Genomic DNA, 16,312 nt, shown 5'->3' on the forward strand with positions numbered 1-16,312 from the left:
TGATCTACAGTCCTCCTGCCAGTTCGTCGGCGACGTCCAGTACGTGTTTTCCGGCCACGACGGGCAGGCATTTGCCTGTCACGGGTCCGATCCTGGCCGCCCAGCGCTCGGGCACGCCGCTCTCGCCCCGCATGGCTCCGGCGACCGCCCCGGCGATGGCGCCGATCGTGTCGGCGTCCCGGCCCAGGCTCACCCCGAACGTCACGGACGCCTCGACGTCGCCGTCCCCGGCCAGCACCGCCGCCAGGGCCAGCGCCACGGCCTCGGGGGCGACGTCGGTCCAGGGATAGTGCCTGACGACCACGGCCTCGTGCAGCGCCTCGACGAGCGCGGTCCCGTCCGTGGTGGGCAGGGTCGCGCAGGCGCGGGCGACGTTGCGGGCGGTCCACGAGTCGGCGGGGATCACCGACAGCGCGGCCCGTACGACGTCCTGCGCCGTGGCCCCGCCCATCGCGGCGGCCACGGCCCCGGCGACCGCGCGGCCGCCCAGGATGCCTTCGCCGGACCCGCTGACCAGCCCGTCCTGCTCCATCAGCCGGGCCGCCTCCGCCGGGTCGCCCGGGCAGAACACCCCGTACGGCGCCGCGCGCATCGCGAGCCCGTCCGACCAGCCGTGCGAGTGGACCAGCCCCGTCAGCGGCGGCTCCAGCCCTCGGCGAAGCGCTTCGACGGTGCCCAGCTCGGAGAACCCGGCCCCGCGCATGGGCCCGGCGACCAGGGGGATGATCTCCCGCCGGTACGCGGCGGCCACGTCGGCGGAGGTCAGCTCATGCCCGTGGCGCACCAGGAGCGACGCGGCGAAGATGGCGTACTCCGTGTCGTCGGTCCCCCCGCCCTCGATCTCCGTGAGCCGTCCCCACCGCCGCCGGATCTCCGACGGCGACAGGTTCTCGGCCGGAGCCCCGAGGGCGTCCCCGGCCGCGAGGCCGAGGAGACACCCACGGGCTTTATGGCGATAAGTCACCGCTGGTAACGCTCCAACACCTTGTTGCCGTCCTCGACCAGCTTCGCGGCTGTCTGGTCGATGGTGATCTTGTTGGCGAAGTACTCCTGGAGCACCGGGGTGGCGACCTTGGTCTTCCACTCGTCGAACCCGTTCACCTTGAGGAACGGCGCCACGACGAGGTTCTTGGCGGAGGCGGTGGCCACGTCCCAGCCGTTCTCCTTGGTGGTCATCGCCGGGTCGGCGGCGGCCGCCTGGGAGGTCGGCAGGAGCCAGTCACCCTTGGCGAGCTTGGCCTGGTTCGCGCCGTTCAGGAAGAAGGCGATGAACTTCATGGCCTCGTCCGCGTGCTTGCTGTCCTGCGCGATCGACAGCGTCTGCGAGACCGCGCCCTGCTGGGCGCCGGTGCCCTTCGGCGCGGGCAGCGTGACCCACTCGAAGTCCTTCGGAGCCTGCTCGGCGACCTGCTGGCGCAGGTACACGCCGGCGGGCAGCAGCGCGAACTTGCCCTTGTAGAAGGCCGGCAGCGGGTCCGCGGTGCCCTGGCCGAGCGCGGCCGGGTCGGCGGACTTGTCCTTGTAGAGCTGGTCGTGGATGCGCTGGAGCACCTCGCGCTCCTCGGGCCCGACCTTGACCGTGGTCTTGCCGTCGGCCGTCTGGAAGAACGTGCCGCCGAAGTTGAGCGCCAGGTTGAGCGTCTTGTTGACCGGCGACTTCATCGGCCAGGCCACGCCGAAGTTGCCGTCCTTGGTCATCTTCTTCGCCGCGGCCGAGAACTCGTCCCACGTCCAGGGGTTGTCGGAGGTCGGGACGCGCGCGCCGGAGGCGTCGAGCAGCTTCTTGTTGGCGATGATGACCTGCGACTCCTGCAGGAACGGCACGCCGTACACGCCCTGCTGCCCCTTGCCGTCGTCGAAGGTGACGGTGTCCCAGGCGGGCTGCGGGATGTCGCTCTTGAGCTCGGCGGGCAGCTTGTCCTTCAGGTCGAGCAGGTAGCCGTCGGAGGCGAAGCCGGCCAGCGCGGGCGAGTCGTTGTGGATCACGTCCGGCGCCGTACCGCCGGCGAACTGGGTGACGAGCTGGTCGTTGACGTTGTCCCAGCTGCCCTGGACGTAGGTGACCTGGATGTTGGGGTTGGCCTTGTTCCACTCGTCCACGAGCTGCTTGTTCGCGGCGACGGATTCCTTCTGCCACGCCAGGCTGAGGAAATTGATCTTTACTGGCTCGTTGGGGGCGGACGACGACTGCGCGCCGCCTCCCCCGCCGCACGCGGCGGCGAGCGTGAGGATCGCCGCAGCCGCCAGAGCGGACGTGATTCGCATGTGAGCCTCCTAGCCCTTCACGGCGCCGGCCATCAGGCCGGACTTCAGTCGCCGCTGAATGATTGCGAAGAAGATCAGGCTCGGGATCGTCGCCATGAGCGACGCCGCGGCCAGCGGGCCGAGCCTGGCCACCCCCTCGGGACCGGTGAACCTCACCAGCGTGAGCGGGAGCGTCATGACATCGGGGTTCTGCAGGATCACGAGCGCGAACATGAACTCGTTCCACGACGAGATGAACGAGAACAGCAGCGTGGCCACCACCCCCGGCGCCAGCAGCGGCGCGACCACGCTCGCGATCGAGCGCAGCCGGGTCGCGCCGTCGACGGCCGCGGCCTCCTCCAGCTCGCGCGGCACCGCGCGCACGTACCCCTGCAGCATCCACAGCGCGAACGGCAGCGTGAACGTCACGTGCACGACCACCAGGCCGGGCAGCGTGTTCACCAGCTCCAGATCGCGCAGGATCATGAAGAGCGGGATGATGATCAGGATGAACGGGAACACCTGGCTGACCAGCACCCACCCGATCGCGATCCGGTTGAGCAGGCTGCGGTAACGCGCCATCGCGTAGGAGGCGGGCAGCGAGATCACCACCGTGATCACGCTGCTGAACAGCGCCACGACCAGGCTGCGCAGCCCCGCGCCCACCAGGTCCTGCTCGCCGAACGCGTCGGCGAAGTTGGACAGCGTCGGGTCGCGCGGGATCCACGTCGGGTCGGCCAGGGCCATCTCCCGCGGCGTCTTCAGCGCCGTCGACAGCAGCCAGACCAGCGGGAACGCCAGGAAGACGATGTACGCGACCAGTGCCACGTACTGCGAGAAGCGCCTCATCACTTGGTCTCCCTCATCTGGCGCCCCAGGTACAGCGCGAGCACGGCCAGCACGACGATCGCCATCGCGAGACCGAGCATCGAGGCATAACCGGCCATCCGGTACCGGAACGCCTCCTCGTACGCGAACAGCATCGGCAGCCGCGTCTGCCCGCCCGGCCCGCCCTGCGTGAGCACGTAGACCAGGCCGAACTGGTTGAAGTTCCACACGAAGTCGAGCGAGGTGATCGCCACGATCACCGGCCGCAGCTGCGGCAGCGTGATGTTCCAGAACCGCCGCCAGCGGGTCGCGCCGTCCACCTCGCCCGCCTCGTAGAGCTCCTTCGGGATGCCTTGCAGGCCCGCCAGCAGCACCACCGTGGTCTGGGGCATGCCGGTCCAGATGCCGACCACGATGATCGCCGGCAGCGCGAGCGAGAAGTCGGCCAGCCAGTTGATGTCCGTGCCCAGCAGGCTGTTCAGGATGCCCGCGTCGGGGTGGTAGACGAGCTTCCACATCAGGCCGATGACCACCGGCGGCATCGCCCACGGCACCACCGCCAGCACCCGGGCCACGCCCCTGAACCGCAGGTTCTCGTTGAGCAGCAGCGCCAGGCCGAGCGCGGCCAGGAACTGCAGCACGGTCACGGAGACGGCCCAGATCGCGCCGATCTTGAACGAGGACCAGAACTCGTCGTCGCTCAGCAGCCGGCCGAAGTTCTCCAGGCCGACGAAGCTCGTCTCGTGGTTGCGGGTGTTGCGGGCGTCGGTGAACGCCAGGCCGATGCCGTACAGCAGCGGGCCCACGCTGAACAGCGCCACGGGCACCAGGGCGGGCAGCATGAGCAGCCACATCTCGCGCGTCTGGCGCGAGATCCTGCGGCGCTTGGCGCGCCGCGTCCCGCGCGGCGGCGCCGCTCTCGTCACGGTCGCCGTCACGCCTTCTCCCTTTCGTCCGTACGGTGCTCGTTTCCGGGCTTGTATCCGGTCGGTCCATCCGGTCCGGCCGGTTCTCCGGCGGTGGAGGCGCGGATCGCGAGCCTGGGCGGCACGGTGACCAGCCTCGGCTCCCGATCGCCTCCCTGCAGCCGCTCCAGCAGCAACTCCGCGGCGGCCTTGCCACGCTCCGCGGATCCCAGCGAGACGCTGGTCAGCGACGGCCAGGAGGCGGCGGCCAGGTCGGTGTCGTCCATGCCGACCACCGCCACGTCGTCCGGCACCCGCCGCCCCGCCGCCCGCAGCACGTCGAGCGCGCCGAGCGCGATCAGGTCGTTCGCGCACATCAGCGCGTCCACGTCGGGAACCCTGGCGAGCAGCTCCGCCACCGCGCGGCCCCCTTCCGCGCGGTAGAAGTCGCCGATCTGCACGAGGTTCTCGTCGTAGGGCAGGCCGAGGTCCTGGAGCGCCTCCCGGTACGCGGCCCCGCGGGCGGCGCCGGGGACGGTGTCCAGCGGGCCGTTGACCATGGCGATCCTGCGTCGGCCGAGCGCGTACAGGTGGTCGACCGCCAGCCTGACGCCGGTCCGCGAATCCGCCCGTACGTTGTCCACGCGGGTGCCGTCGGGCACCGAGCCGATGATCACGACGGGGGCCCGGGCGGCGGCCAGCATCTCAAGGTGCGCCTCGGTGACCCGCAGCGGGCTCATGATCAGCCCGTCCACGTACCGCTCGCCCAGGCTGTGCAGCACGTCGATCTCGTCGGCCACGACGGCGTCGGTGGAGTGCAGCACGAGCCGGTACCCGGCGGCCTTCAGCACGGGCTGGATCTCCCGGAGCATGGCCAGGTACGCGGGGTTGCCGACGTCGGCCATGGCGAAGGCGACCTGGTGGGTGCGGCGCGACTTGAGCGACCTGGCCACGGCGTTGCGCACGTAACCGAGCTCGTCGGCGGCCGCCATCACCTTGCGCACGGTCTCCTGCCTGGTCGGCAGGCCGTTCAGCACCCGCGAGACGGAGGCGATCGAGACACCGGCGCGAGCGGCGATCGTGTTGATCGTGGGTCCGTCGGCCAAGGCTGTCCTTCCCTATCCTGTAAACGTTTACGGTCAAGGGACTGTAAACGTTTACGGTGTTTGGGACATGAAACATGCGCGTAACTTGGTGGGTCAAGTCACGATCTCATAACGCCAGCTCAAAGCCCCTTTCCGCAACTTCCCACCCTTCCCCACGCCCCGCGCCACGACCTCGCACCGCCGCACCCGCCGTCCTGCGCGTCCATGCGACGGCCTCGCGCCCACCGCCTCCCGCGCCCGCAACCGCCGCCTCACGCCCGGCGTCCCCCGTGCCCGGCGTCCGTGCCCGTCGTCCGTGCCCGCCGGGCACGGACGGCTCCAGCGGGCAGCCGTCCGGGGGCCGGTCAGTCGTGGGCGGGAGTGGGGGTGGGCTTGGGGTTTTCCTCCGAGCCAGGGACCGGGAGGCGGGTGAGGGTGCGGATGGCGGGGGCGCCGCTGAGGGCGACGACGGCGGCGAGGACCGCAGGGATGATCAAGGCGGTCGGGAGGGACGAGGCCTCGGCGACGTAGCCCAGGACGGCGGGGCCCAGCAGCAGGCCGCTGTAGCCGAAGGCGGTGACCATGGCGAGGGCGCGGCCGACGCGGCCGCCGGCGGCCCCGACCGCGCTGAAGAGGACCGGGACCACCGTGGCCAGGCCGACGCCCGCCAGTGCCCAGCCGGTCCAGGCGCAGACCAGTTGGAGGGTGCCCCCGGCCACGGGTGACACCAGGACCAGGAGGTAGCCGGCCGTGGCGAACAGGCCCGCGAGCTGGATGGTGCGGACCGAGCCGAGCCGGGCGCGGATGGGGTCGCCGAGCAGGCGGACGGTGGTCATGGCCACCGAGAAGATCGTGTACGCGAGCGGCGCCATGGCCGGGTCCGTCTCCAGCACCCAGCGGGCGTGCAGGGCGGCCCAGTCGATGGCGGCGCCCTCGCTCAGGTGCCCGGCGAAGGCGGCCAGGCCGAGCAGGGCGATCAGGCCCCAGGCCAGCGACGAGCCGGACGAGGCGCCGGCCTCGGAAGCGGTGGCGTGGGCGGGCGGGTCGGGGAGCAGGAGGCGGGCCGCCGGCAGGTACAGGAGGGGCACGACCAGCGCCGCCACGATGAGCAGCCACTGCGCGTCCACGCCGGTCTGCAGCGCGATCGAGGTGAGCCCGCCTCCGGCGGCCCCGCCCAGGCTCCACGTGCCGTGGAATGCGGAGATGATCGGGCGGCCGTAGCGGCGTTCGACCTCGACGGAGTGGGCGTTCATGGCGACCTCGGTCACCCCCAGCCCCATCCCGAACAGCACCGCGAGCGCCGCCAGAGCCCAGTACGAGGACGCCAGGGCGGGCCCGAGCAGAACCAGCCCGGAGAAGGGCCCGGCGATCCAGCACACCCGGCGGCTGGACCACCTGTCCACCAGCGGCCCCGCCGCCAGCATCGACACCAGCGCGCCACCCGAGATCAGCAACAGGACGCTGCCCAGCCTGGCGGGGCCGAGGTCGAGCCGGTCGTTCAGGGACGGGAGCCCGGCGGCCCACAAGCCCATCACGAATCCGGCGAGGAAGAAGAATCCGAACACTCCGGCACGAGCACGTCTGGCGTCAATGAGCATTTTGTTCACGGCTAGAGCATAAACTGTGGTCCGTGATCGGTGCTACGACGAGTGGCGAGCTTCGCGCGCACAACCGGATCCGGCTGCTGCGTGCCGTACATGACTGCGGGGCGACCCGCACCAGGTCGCAGCTGACCCGCGACCTGCGCCTGGCGCGCGGGACGGCGTCGGTGCTGGTGGCCGGGCTGGCGGAGGACGAGTTGCTGCACGAGGAACCCGCCCGGGAGCACGCGCGGGGACGCCCGACGCAGGTGCCGGGCCCGCATCCGCGCGGCCCGCTCGCCCTGGCCGTGGACGTGCGGGAGGATGCCTGGGAGCTGGCGGCCTGCGAGCTCGGCGGCCGGACCGAGACGCTTGACCTGCGCCCGCACGACGGCACCCCCGACGGCGTGCTGAGACCCCTGGGCGAGGCCGTCGCCGCCCACCGGCGCCGCCTCGGGCACCGGGTGGTGGGGCTCGGGGTGGCCTTCGCGGGACCCGTCCGGCACGGCGGCCTGGTGGACATCGCCCACCTGGGCTGGCGGTCCGTCGACGTCCCGCGCCTGCTCGGCCCGGACGTCCCGGCGCCCGTCGTGGGCAACGACACCGCGTTCGCGGCGCTGGCCGAGGCGCGCAGGGGGCGGCTGCAGGGCGTCCAGGTGGGCCTGCACCTGCACGTGGACTTCGACCTCGGCGGCGTCCTCGTCGTGGACGGGCGGCCGCTGGGCGGGGCGAGCGGCGCGGGGGCCGAGTTCGGCCACATGCCGCTGACCGGCGGCGACCGGCTCTGCCCGTGCGGCGCGATCGGCTGCTGGAGCATGGACGTCGGCGCGAACGCCCTGCTCCGCCACGTCGGCCTCGCCCACGGCGGCGGCAAGGGACGGGAGCAGGCCGAGCGGGTGCTGGCCACCAGCGAGGAGGCGGTCACGGCCACCGCCAGGGCGCTCGGACGCGGCATCGCGGCGCTCGTGAACGCCCACGACCCCGAGGTCGTGACCCTCTCCGGCCACGGCGTGGAGCTGCGCGAGCGCGCCGGGAAGGCGCTCCTGGCGGCCTGCGAGCCCGGCCTGATGGCCATCCGCCGCGACCACCCGCCCAGGATCGAGGGCTCGGCGCTGGGCTGGCGCGGCGCGCTGGTGGGCGCGATGGAGTCGGTGTTCGACGTCTTCCTCACGCCGGAGTGTGTCGAAATGTGGCGGGAAAACCGGCCTGACCAGGGTAGCGACACGCCCGAGCGGCAGAATGTGATGAATTCCACGCTGAAGGGGTGAAGCCGCTCCGGCCAGCACCCCTTCCGAGCCATGTTAGCGATCTTGCCGTGCCCGGCCAAGGGGATGTACGCATGGGAGGGAAACCCATCACGACCCGAGCGATCCGGGGGAAGCCCGCGTGAATCTCGAGCTCGCGCTCCGCATGACCGAGGCCGCCGTCAGACGGGCGATCCGCGAAGGCGCGGTGATCTCCGTGGCGGTCGTCGACGAGGGCGGACATCTGGTGTCTTTCCAGCGTATGGAGGGTGCGGAGGTCGCCGGGCCGGTTCTCGCGCAGGGCAAGGCGTACACCTCTGTGGCCCTGCGTAGACCCACCGCGGAGCTGGCCCTGCGGACGGCTCCGGGAGGTGACCTGTACGGCCTGCCCAGGGACGGTTTCGTCTGCGTCGGAGGCGGCATCCCGCTCCGGGCGGACTACGGTGGGGGCGCGCGCGTGGTCGGCGGCATAGGGGTCAGCGGAGGCACGATCACGCAGGACGTGGAGTGCGCGGAAGCCGCCGCGGAGGTCTGGCGGACACGTTGAGCGGCGCTTTTCGCAACACGAACCGCTGGTATCCGCCATGATTAGCCACTGCACCACGGGTAACAGAAGCCCGAACGTAAACTCCCCGAGGAGAGAACAGAGATGGCACTTCCCACTCTCACCCCCGAGCAGCGTCAGGCGGCTCTGGCCAAGGCCGCCGAGGCGCGTGCGGCCCGCACCGCTCTGCTCGCCAAGGTCAAGGCCGGCGAGCTGACGTTCGCTCAGCTGCTTGAGCGCGACGACGACATCGCGAAGAAGATCAAGGTGTCGCAGGCGCTGCGCGCCGTCAAGGGCGTCGGTCCGGCCAAGGCCACCGCGCTGATGGAGGAGGCGGGCGTCGACGAGAAGCGCCGCCTCGGCGGCCTGGGCGCCCAGCAGCGTAAGAAGCTGGTCGACGCGCTCGGCTAAATCCCCCCGAGCGGCCAGGTCCGCGCGCGACGCCGCGCGGACCGGCCATCACCCCTCAACCAAGCAAAATCGCGGGGACGATCAGGAGCGCAGGTAGGTCAGGACGGCGAGCACCCGGCGATGCTGGTCGCTGTCCTCCGCGTAGAGGCCGAGCTTGTTGAAGATGCTCCTGATGTGTTTCTCCACGGCTCCGTCGCTGATCACGAGCTGCCGTCCGATGGCCGGGTTGGACTTCCCCTCCGCCATCAGCCCGAGCACCTCGCGCTCCCGCGGCGTCAGCTGCGCCAGCGGATCGTCCTTACGTCTGCGTACCATCAACTGGGACACCACCTGCGGATCGAACACCGTGCCGCCCGCGGCCACTCGCCGCAGGCCCTCCAGGAACTCGTCCACGTCGACGACCCGGTCCTTCAGCAGGTAGCCCACCGCGCCCCTGGCGTCGGCGAGCAGATCGTCGGCGTAGGAGACCTCGACGTACTGCGAAAGGATCAGCACGGGCGCCCCTGGCACCCTGCGCCGCGCCTCCACGGCAGCCTTCAGGCCCTCGTCGGTGAACGACGGCGGCATGCGCACGTCGACCACCGACACGTCCGGCTTGTGCTCGGCGATCGCGCGCACGAGGGCGTCGCCGTCACCGACGGTCGCGACCACCTCGCAGCCGAACTCCTCCAGCAACCTGACCAGGCCCTCCCTGATCAGAACCGCGTCATCGGCCACGACTACCCGCACGGCACCTCCGCCACGATCACTGTCGGCCCGCCGTCCGGCGACTGCACGCTCAGCTCCCCGTCGACGGCGCGGAGCCGGTCGGCCAGCCCGGCGAGACCGTGTCCCTTGGCGACGTGCGCGCCGCCGACCCCATCATCCCCGATCGTGAGCATGAGGACGTCGCCGATGCGGGTCAGCTGGACCGCGCAGCTGGTGGCGCGGCTGTGCTTGGCGACGTTGGTGAGGGTCTCGGCGCAGACGAAGTAGAGGGCGTTCTCCACCGCGGCCTGGTAGCGCTCGACGGTCTGCACGTCGAGGTCGACGGGGACCGTGCAGCGCCCGGCCAGGGCGGCCAGCGCGGGCGCGAGGCCGCGGTCGGACAGGATGGGCGGGGCGATGCCGCGCGAGAGCGCGCGCAGCTCGTCGAGCGTCTCGCGGGTGGCGGAGATGGCCGACTTGATCGTGGCCTGCGCCGCGTCGGGGTCCTTGGCCATCTGCCGCTGCGCCCTGGACAGCTCCATGGCCAGCGAGACCAGCCGCTGCTGCGGCCCGTCGTGGATGTCGCGCTCCAGCTTGCGCAGCGCGTTGGCCTCGGCGGAGACGGCGGCGGCGCGGCCCTGGGCCAGGTCGTCGATGCGCTCCTGCAGCTCGGCCACGCCGGTCAGCAGCGCCCGGCCGAGCCCGGCGCGCAGCAGCGCCGAGCCGCGCACGACGAACGGCATGATCAACATGAAGACCAGGCCGAGGCTGACGTAGAAGATCGAGTTGACGCCGTAGCCGTCGCCCAGGCCGAGCAGCTCGGGCAGCTCCACGTTTCCCGCGATGCGCGAGGTGACGATGCCGTACAGCGGATAGGTCAGGCCCACCAGCGGGATCGCCCAGAACACCACCGTGAGCACGAACGACAGGATGGCGAACGGCAGGTTGAGGATGCCGTGCAGCAGGTCGAGCCAGGACTGCCCGCTGGTCAGCGGGTTGATGATGCGGCGGAACCGGCCCGCCCCGGGCGGCGCGGGCTTGTAGCGGGGCCGTACGGGCGGGCGATCCAGCACGTCGGACAGCCAGCCGCGCTCCGCGTCGGCGAAGCCCCGCGCGGCCATCAGCGTGCCGGCCAGCAGCGGCACGCCCAGCCACACGACCGCCGTGCCCAGGCCGGCCGCGAAGCCGGCGAGCATGATCACGAAGCCGATGACGGCCGTGGGGAAGCCGACGAGCGTGTAACGGGTGTCCAGGAGGACACGCCTGATCCGGGAGCGCATGTCCTTCACGGTAGGGCCTCGCATCGCGCGGCACGAGCGGGTGTACGGGTGTCCGGGGGTAGGGCCAGCCCTACCCCAGAGGGTCACGGGATCTCGACCACAAGACGGTGGCGAGCGGCAATGTGCGCGGGCGCCCCCGACGGGAGCCTTGAGTCATCCACCCTGTGCGTGATGGTCGCGCTCGCACGGGGCTCCGCTGGTCACGCAAGCCACCGCTCTCCGCCCCAGGCTCCCCGCTCCGTGTGAATCGAGGCTCCCCCATGACCGTCCTGCTGGACCGCCCCACCGCCGCGGCCGCGGCGCCGCCCCGCGCCGCGGGCACCCGCGCGGCAGGCGCCCGTACGGCGGCGCGGGACCCGTTCATCGATCTGCTGCGCGTCTTCGGCATGGCGCTCATCGTGTTCCAGCACTGGACGATCCCGGTGCTGACCTATGACGGCGGCCGGCTGACCACGGGGAACGCGCTGTCGACGCCCGGTGTGTGGGTGGTGACGTGGATCAGCCAGGTCATGCCGCTGGTGTTCTTCGCGGGCGGCGCGGCGAACGCGATCGGCTTCGCCCGGGCGGACAAGAGCGCGCAGCGGTGGCAGGCCACGAGGCTGCGCCGGTTGGCCTGGCCGCTGCTGCCGCTGGCGGCGGTGTGGATCCCGCTCCCCCACGTGCTGCTCTCGCTGGGGGTGCCGCAGCAGCCGCTGGAGACGGGCGCGCGGCTGACCGGGCAGCTCCTGTGGTTCCTGGCCGTCTACCTGATCGCCGTCACGGCCACCCCGTACGCGCTGCGCCTGCACGAGAGGTACGGCCTGCGCGTCCCCACGGCGCTGGCCGCCGGGGCGGTGCTGACGGACGTGGCGCGCTTCTCGACCGGGTTCGAGGCGCTGGGCTACCTGAACATCGTGTTCGTCTGGCTGGCGGTGCACCAGCTCGGCTTCTTCTACGCCGAGGGCCGGCTGCGGCGCCCGTGGGCGCTGGCGATCGGCGGGTACGGGGTCGCGGCCCTGCTGGTGGCCTACGGCCCCTACCCGGGCAGCATGATCGGCCTGCCGGGCGCGGCGGTGTCGAACATGGCCCCGCCCACCCTCGCCATGCTGGCCGTCGGGATCGGCCAGATCGGCCTGGTCACCCTGCTGCGGCCGTGGCTGCTGCGGCTGCGTACCGGCCGCCTGCTGGCCTGGGCCGGCCCCAGGATCATGACCGTCTACCTCTGGCACATGCCGGCCCTGTTCGCCGTGACCGGCGTCGTGGTGGTCCTGCTGGGGATCGACACGCCGCGGCCGGGTAGCGCGTTCTGGCTGGCCGGGTGGCCGCTCTGGTTCGGGCTGCTGTGCCTGGTGATGTGGCCGCTGCTGAAGGGGTTCCAGCGGTTCGAGACGCCGCCCGCGCTGCCGTACGGGAAGGGCGGGTGGGGCGGCACGCTCGCCTCGGTCGCGCTGATCGGCGGCGGGGTGCTGACGCTCACGGTGGGCGGGTTCGCGCCCGGCATCGGGCCGTTCCTCGCGGTGCTCGCGCTGCTCGGCGGGCTGCTGCTGACGGTCCCGCGGGCGCGGGCGTGAGGCGCGGGTGAAGATCGCGAAACACCGCTGTCACACGCGGTTGCGGAGAATGTGACCCATGACGACTGTCCGAGCCCTTGCCGAAGCCGATCTCCCCGCCGTCGCCGACATCTACGCCCACTACGTGACCGGCAGCGTGGCCACGTTCGACGAGACGCCGCTCGGGCCGGACCAGTGGCGGGCCAAGGCGGACGGCATCGCGGGCGCGGGGCTGCCGTTCCTGGTCGCCGAGGTGGACGGCGCCATCGCCGGATACGCCTACGTCTCCCAGTACCGCCCCAAGCCCGCCTACCGGCACACGGTCGAGGACACGATCTACCTGGCGCCCGGCTTCACCGGACGGGGGATCGGGAAGCTGCTGCTCGGCGAGCTGATCAAGAAGACCGGTGAGACCCCCGCCCGCCAGATGATCGCGGTGATCGCCGACTCGGGCGACCCGGCGTCGACCAGGCTGCACAAGGCGTTCGGGTTCGAGGAGGCCGGGCGGCTGCGGGCGGTGGGATTCAAGCACGAACGCTGGATCGACACCGTGCTGCTTCAACTCGACTTGAGATAAGGGGCCCCGGCCGGTTCGACCACCCGGCAAACTTAGGCAGGATAGAGGGCGTGAGCCTACTCGTTGACCGCCTGCCCGAAGACATCGACGCCGACGCCGACGCCATCTTCGACGCGTTCGTCCAGTGGAACGCGGAGCGAGGGCTCACCCTCTATCCCGCCCAGGAGGAGGCGCTCATCGAGGTCGTCTCCGGCAGCAACCTGATCCTGGCCACGCCGACCGGCTCGGGCAAGTCGCTGGTCGCCGCGGGCGCCCACTTCGCGGCGCTGACGCGCGACCTGCGCACCTTCTACACCGCGCCGATCAAGGCGCTGGTGTCGGAGAAGTTCTTCGACCTGTGCGCCATCTTCGGCACCGAGAACGTCGGCATGATGACCGGCGACGCCAGCGTCAACCCGGGCGCGCCGATCATCTGCTGCACGGCCGAGATCCTCGCGAACGTGGCCCTGCGCGACGGCGCCGGGGCCGACATCGGCCAGGTCGTCATGGACGAGTTCCACTTCTACGCCGAGCCCGACCGCGGGTGGGCGTGGCAGGTGCCGATCCTGGAGCTGCCCAACGTGCAGTTCATCCTCATGTCGGCGACGCTCGGTGACGTGTCGATGTTCGAGCGTGACCTGACCAGGCGCACCGGCCGGCCGACGTCGGTGGTCAAGCACGCCGAGCGCCCGGTGCCGCTGGTCTACTCCTACCGGATGACTCCCCTGCACGAGACGCTGGAGGAGATGCTCAAGACCGGGCAGGCGCCGGTCTACGTCGTGCACTTCACGCAGGCGGCGGCGATGGAGCGGGCGCAGTCCCTGATGTCCATCAACATGGCGACGAAGGCCGAGAAGGAGGCCATCGCCGCGATGATCGGGGGCTTCCGGTTCACGACGCGGTTCGGGCGGGCGCTGTCGCGGCTGGTGCGCCACGGCATCGGCGTGCACCACGCCGGGATGTTGCCGAAATACCGGCGGCTGGTGGAGCGGCTGGCCCAGGCGGGGCTGCTGAAGGTCATCTGCGGCACCGACACCCTCGGCGTCGGCGTCAACGTGCCGATCAGGACGGTGCTGTTCACCGCGCTGTCCAAGTACGACGGCAACAAGGTGCGGCGGCTGCGCGCCCGCGAGTTCCACCAGATCGCGGGCCGCGCGGGCCGGGCCGGGTTCGACACCATCGGCTACGTCGCCTGCCAGGCTCCCGAGCACGATATCGAGAACGCCAAGGCCCTGGCCAAGATCGGCGACGACCCCAAGCGGCGGCGCGGCTACGCGCGCAAGAAGCCGCCGGAGGGGTTCGTGGGCTGGAGCGAGGACACCTTCCAGAAGCTCCAGGAGGCCGAGCCGGAGCCGCTCAACTCCCGCTTCAAGGTCAGCAACGCGATGCTCCTCGCGGTCATCAACCGGCCCGGCGACTGCTTCCAGGCGATGAAGCACCTGCTGACCGACAACCACGAGGACCGCAAGTGGCAGCGGCGGCACATCAGCCAGGCCATCGCGATCTACCGGTCGCTGCTGGCGGGCGGCATCGTGGAACAGTTCGCCGAGCCCGACGAGCAGGGCAGGCGGGCCAGGCTGACGATCGAGCTGCAGGAGGACTTCGCGCTCAACCAGGCGCTGTCCACGTTCGCGCTGGCCGCCTTCGACCTGCTCGACCGCGAGTCGCCGTCGTACGCGCTGGACATCGTCTCGATCGTCGAGTCCATCCTCGACGACCCGCGGCAGATCCTGTCGGCGCAGCTGAAGAAGGCGCGCGGCGAGGCGGTCGCGCAGATGAAGGCCGACGGCATCGAGTACGAAGAGCGCATGGAGCAGCTGGCCGAGGTCATGTACCCGATGCCGCTGGAGGACCTGCTGCTCGGGGCCTACGAGACCTACCGGCGCGGGCATCCGTGGGTGGGCGACTACACGGTCAGCCCGAAGGCCGTCGTGCGGGACATGTACGAGCGGGCGATGACGTTCAGCGAGTACATCCAGTTCTACGAGCTGGCCAGGTCCGAGGGCACGGTGCTGCGCTATCTGGCCGACGCCTACCGGACGCTGTCGCGCACGGTGCCCGAGCACCTCAAGACCGACGACCTGGTCGATCTGATCGAGTGGCTCGGCGAGCTGGTCCGCCAGGTCGACTCCTCGCTGATCGACGAGTGGGAGAAGCTCACCAACCCGGCCGAGGCGCTGGAGCAGAAGGACCAGCTGGAGGCCAAGGTGCGTCCGGTCACGGCCAACCCGCGGGCCTTCCGCGTGCTGGTGCGCAACGCGATGTTCCGGCTGGTCGAGCTGTGCGCCATCGAGAAGGAGGAGGAGCTGGAGGAGCTGGCTCCCGACGTCGACTGGGGCGCGGCGCTGGACGCGTACTACGCCGACCACGAGGAGATCTTCGCCGACGCCGACGCGCGCGGGCCCGCGCTGCTGCGGATCGAGGAGGAGAGCGGGCTCTGGAAGGTCCGGCAGACGATCAAGGACCCGGCCGGCGACGGTGACTGGGGCATCGACGCCCAGGTGGATCTGGCCGCCTCCGACGAGGAGGGGCGCGCGGTCCTGCACGTGACCGGCCTCAACCGGCTCTGAGGCGGACTCGGCCTCGATTGGTGCTGAGGCGGGCTCGGCCTCAACCGGTGCTGAGGCGGGCTCGGCCTCGATCGGTGCTGAGGCGGACCCGGCCTCAGACGGCGCTGGGAAGCTGCGCTGGGGCTGCCCCCGAAGCCCAATGCAGCCCCAGAAATGACAAGCCGTGTGCCGGAACGGACTGGCAAGGGCGCCCCGGCACACGCCTGTCGGATCAAGTGTCCTCGGTGAAAGGTCGGAGTCGTGTCATGACAATGTCCCAAGATCGAGACATTTCCCACGATCAGCAGGCGGCAATGGTGCAGACCTTGGCGAGCATGCGCTTGGTGTCCCTGGTCTGCTGCTTGAAGTCGGCCTTGGCGGGCTTGCCCCACTCGCCGGCCACGGTGTAGAGGATCAGGGCGTTCCCGCGCCGGGTCACGATGGCCCGCTCCCCGCCGACGGCGGCCCTCTTGCCCTGATATGCCTGGCCGGTGATCCTCAGCCCCTCGTCGCCGAGGTCCACCGCGGCGGCGGAGTAGCGGTAGCCGGGCCGCGAGCAGGCGCGTACGGCCGCGCCCAGGTCGCGCAGGGCCTTGCCCGCGGCCTCGGCCGCCGCATAGAGGATCACCTGCTCGGACTTGGCGTAGTCGGGCACCGAGGTGTAGGTGAGCGTCCTGGCCTGGGCGCGGCCGGACTGGGCGAGCTTGGCCTTCTGGCACGGGTTCACGACCAGGGCGGCGGTCCTCTTGCCGCTGGCCGTCCAGCTCGTCTCGGGGTTGTCGTCCTTCGTGGCGGCGGCCTTCTCGTACAGCAGGAAGTTGTTCGGGATGGCGAGCGCGGCCGCGACTAAGAGCGCTGGGATCATACGAC

At 71.1% G+C, this 16,312-nt stretch carries 15 protein-coding genes; 6 read left to right on the plus strand and 9 right to left on the minus strand.

Features of this window, described 5'->3' with window-relative positions:
• Positions 1-4 precede the first annotated feature (4 nt).
• From ACIBQ1_RS30145 to ACIBQ1_RS30170, 6 genes are all read right to left on the minus strand, one after another.
• Complete coding sequence (locus ACIBQ1_RS30145; RefSeq protein WP_397282670.1) at positions 5-964, minus strand: ADP-ribosylglycohydrolase family protein; 960 nt, start codon at positions 962-964, stop codon at positions 5-7.
• Positions 961-2,265 (minus strand): ABC transporter substrate-binding protein, encoded by a 1,305-nt coding sequence (locus tag ACIBQ1_RS30150; protein WP_397282672.1) that lies wholly within the window; start codon positions 2,263-2,265, stop codon positions 961-963. Before ACIBQ1_RS30150 ends, ACIBQ1_RS30145 begins: the two co-directional genes overlap by 4 nt.
• 9 nt (positions 2,266-2,274) lie before the next feature.
• Complete coding sequence (locus ACIBQ1_RS30155) at positions 2,275-3,093, minus strand: carbohydrate ABC transporter permease (RefSeq protein ID WP_397282673.1); 819 nt, start codon at positions 3,091-3,093, stop codon at positions 2,275-2,277.
• Positions 3,093-4,010, minus strand: coding sequence for a carbohydrate ABC transporter permease (locus ACIBQ1_RS30160; RefSeq protein ID WP_397282674.1), 918 nt, complete (start codon positions 4,008-4,010; stop codon positions 3,093-3,095). The genes ACIBQ1_RS30155 and ACIBQ1_RS30160 overlap by 1 nt, the downstream gene beginning before the upstream one ends.
• A complete protein-coding gene (locus ACIBQ1_RS30165; RefSeq protein WP_397282675.1) occupies positions 4,007-5,083 on the minus strand; it encodes a LacI family DNA-binding transcriptional regulator in 1,077 nt (358 codons plus the stop codon). Before ACIBQ1_RS30165 ends, ACIBQ1_RS30160 begins: the two co-directional genes overlap by 4 nt.
• A 344-nt stretch (positions 5,084-5,427) precedes the next feature.
• Complete coding sequence (locus tag ACIBQ1_RS30170; protein WP_397282736.1) at positions 5,428-6,660, minus strand: MFS transporter; 1,233 nt, start codon at positions 6,658-6,660, stop codon at positions 5,428-5,430.
• Between the two features lie 32 nt (positions 6,661-6,692).
• Between ACIBQ1_RS30170 and ACIBQ1_RS30175 the strand changes: the two genes are divergently transcribed.
• The 3 genes from ACIBQ1_RS30175 to mihF all read left to right on the plus strand — a co-directional run bounded on the left by ACIBQ1_RS30175 (position 6,693) and on the right by mihF (position 8,841).
• Positions 6,693-7,910 (plus strand): ROK family protein, encoded by a 1,218-nt coding sequence (locus ACIBQ1_RS30175; RefSeq protein ID WP_397282676.1) that lies wholly within the window; start codon positions 6,693-6,695, stop codon positions 7,908-7,910.
• Positions 7,911-8,028: 118 nt separating this feature from the next.
• On the plus strand, positions 8,029-8,433 hold the full coding sequence (locus tag ACIBQ1_RS30180; RefSeq protein WP_397282677.1) for a heme-binding protein: 405 nt from the start codon (positions 8,029-8,031) through the stop codon (positions 8,431-8,433).
• 102 nt (positions 8,434-8,535) lie between these two features.
• Positions 8,536-8,841: an integration host factor, actinobacterial type gene (mihF, locus tag ACIBQ1_RS30185; protein WP_043641121.1), complete on the plus strand. Its 306-nt coding sequence runs from the start codon at positions 8,536-8,538 to the stop codon at positions 8,839-8,841.
• An 81-nt stretch (positions 8,842-8,922) separates the two neighbouring features.
• Here mihF and ACIBQ1_RS30190 read toward each other — a convergent pair whose 3' ends face one another.
• Together ACIBQ1_RS30190 and ACIBQ1_RS30195 are read right to left on the minus strand one after the other, a co-directional pair.
• The gene (locus tag ACIBQ1_RS30190) at positions 8,923-9,570 is read right to left on the minus strand and encodes a response regulator (RefSeq protein WP_397223950.1); all 648 of its coding nucleotides are present in this window, start codon (positions 9,568-9,570) and stop codon (positions 8,923-8,925) included.
• A complete protein-coding gene (locus tag ACIBQ1_RS30195) occupies positions 9,561-10,808 on the minus strand; it encodes a sensor histidine kinase (RefSeq protein WP_397282678.1) in 1,248 nt (415 codons plus the stop codon). The genes ACIBQ1_RS30190 and ACIBQ1_RS30195 overlap by 10 nt, the downstream gene beginning before the upstream one ends.
• A gap of 260 nt (positions 10,809-11,068) precedes the next feature.
• Here ACIBQ1_RS30195 and ACIBQ1_RS30200 point away from each other — a divergent pair, with 260 nt between their 5' ends.
• The 3 genes from ACIBQ1_RS30200 to ACIBQ1_RS30210 are packed head-to-tail and all read left to right on the plus strand — an operon-like array spanning position 11,069 to position 15,463.
• On the plus strand, positions 11,069-12,358 hold the full coding sequence (locus tag ACIBQ1_RS30200) for an acyltransferase (RefSeq protein ID WP_397282679.1): 1,290 nt from the start codon (positions 11,069-11,071) through the stop codon (positions 12,356-12,358).
• Between the two features lie 58 nt (positions 12,359-12,416).
• Entirely contained in the window at positions 12,417-12,914 is a 498-nt protein-coding gene (locus ACIBQ1_RS30205; protein ID WP_397282680.1) for a GNAT family N-acetyltransferase, read from the plus strand.
• Between the two features lie 41 nt (positions 12,915-12,955).
• The gene (locus tag ACIBQ1_RS30210) at positions 12,956-15,463 is read left to right on the plus strand and encodes a DEAD/DEAH box helicase (protein ID WP_397282737.1); all 2,508 of its coding nucleotides are present in this window, start codon (positions 12,956-12,958) and stop codon (positions 15,461-15,463) included.
• Between the two features lie 280 nt (positions 15,464-15,743).
• On the opposite strand, the gene ACIBQ1_RS30215 is transcribed toward ACIBQ1_RS30210, so the two are convergent.
• A complete protein-coding gene (locus tag ACIBQ1_RS30215; protein ID WP_397282682.1) occupies positions 15,744-16,307 on the minus strand; it encodes a hypothetical protein in 564 nt (187 codons plus the stop codon).
• Positions 16,308-16,312 lie beyond the last annotated feature (5 nt).

This window comes from Nonomuraea sp. NPDC050153 (assembly GCF_044460125.1).
In the GTDB taxonomy this organism is placed as follows: domain Bacteria; phylum Actinomycetota; class Actinomycetes; order Streptosporangiales; family Streptosporangiaceae; genus Nonomuraea.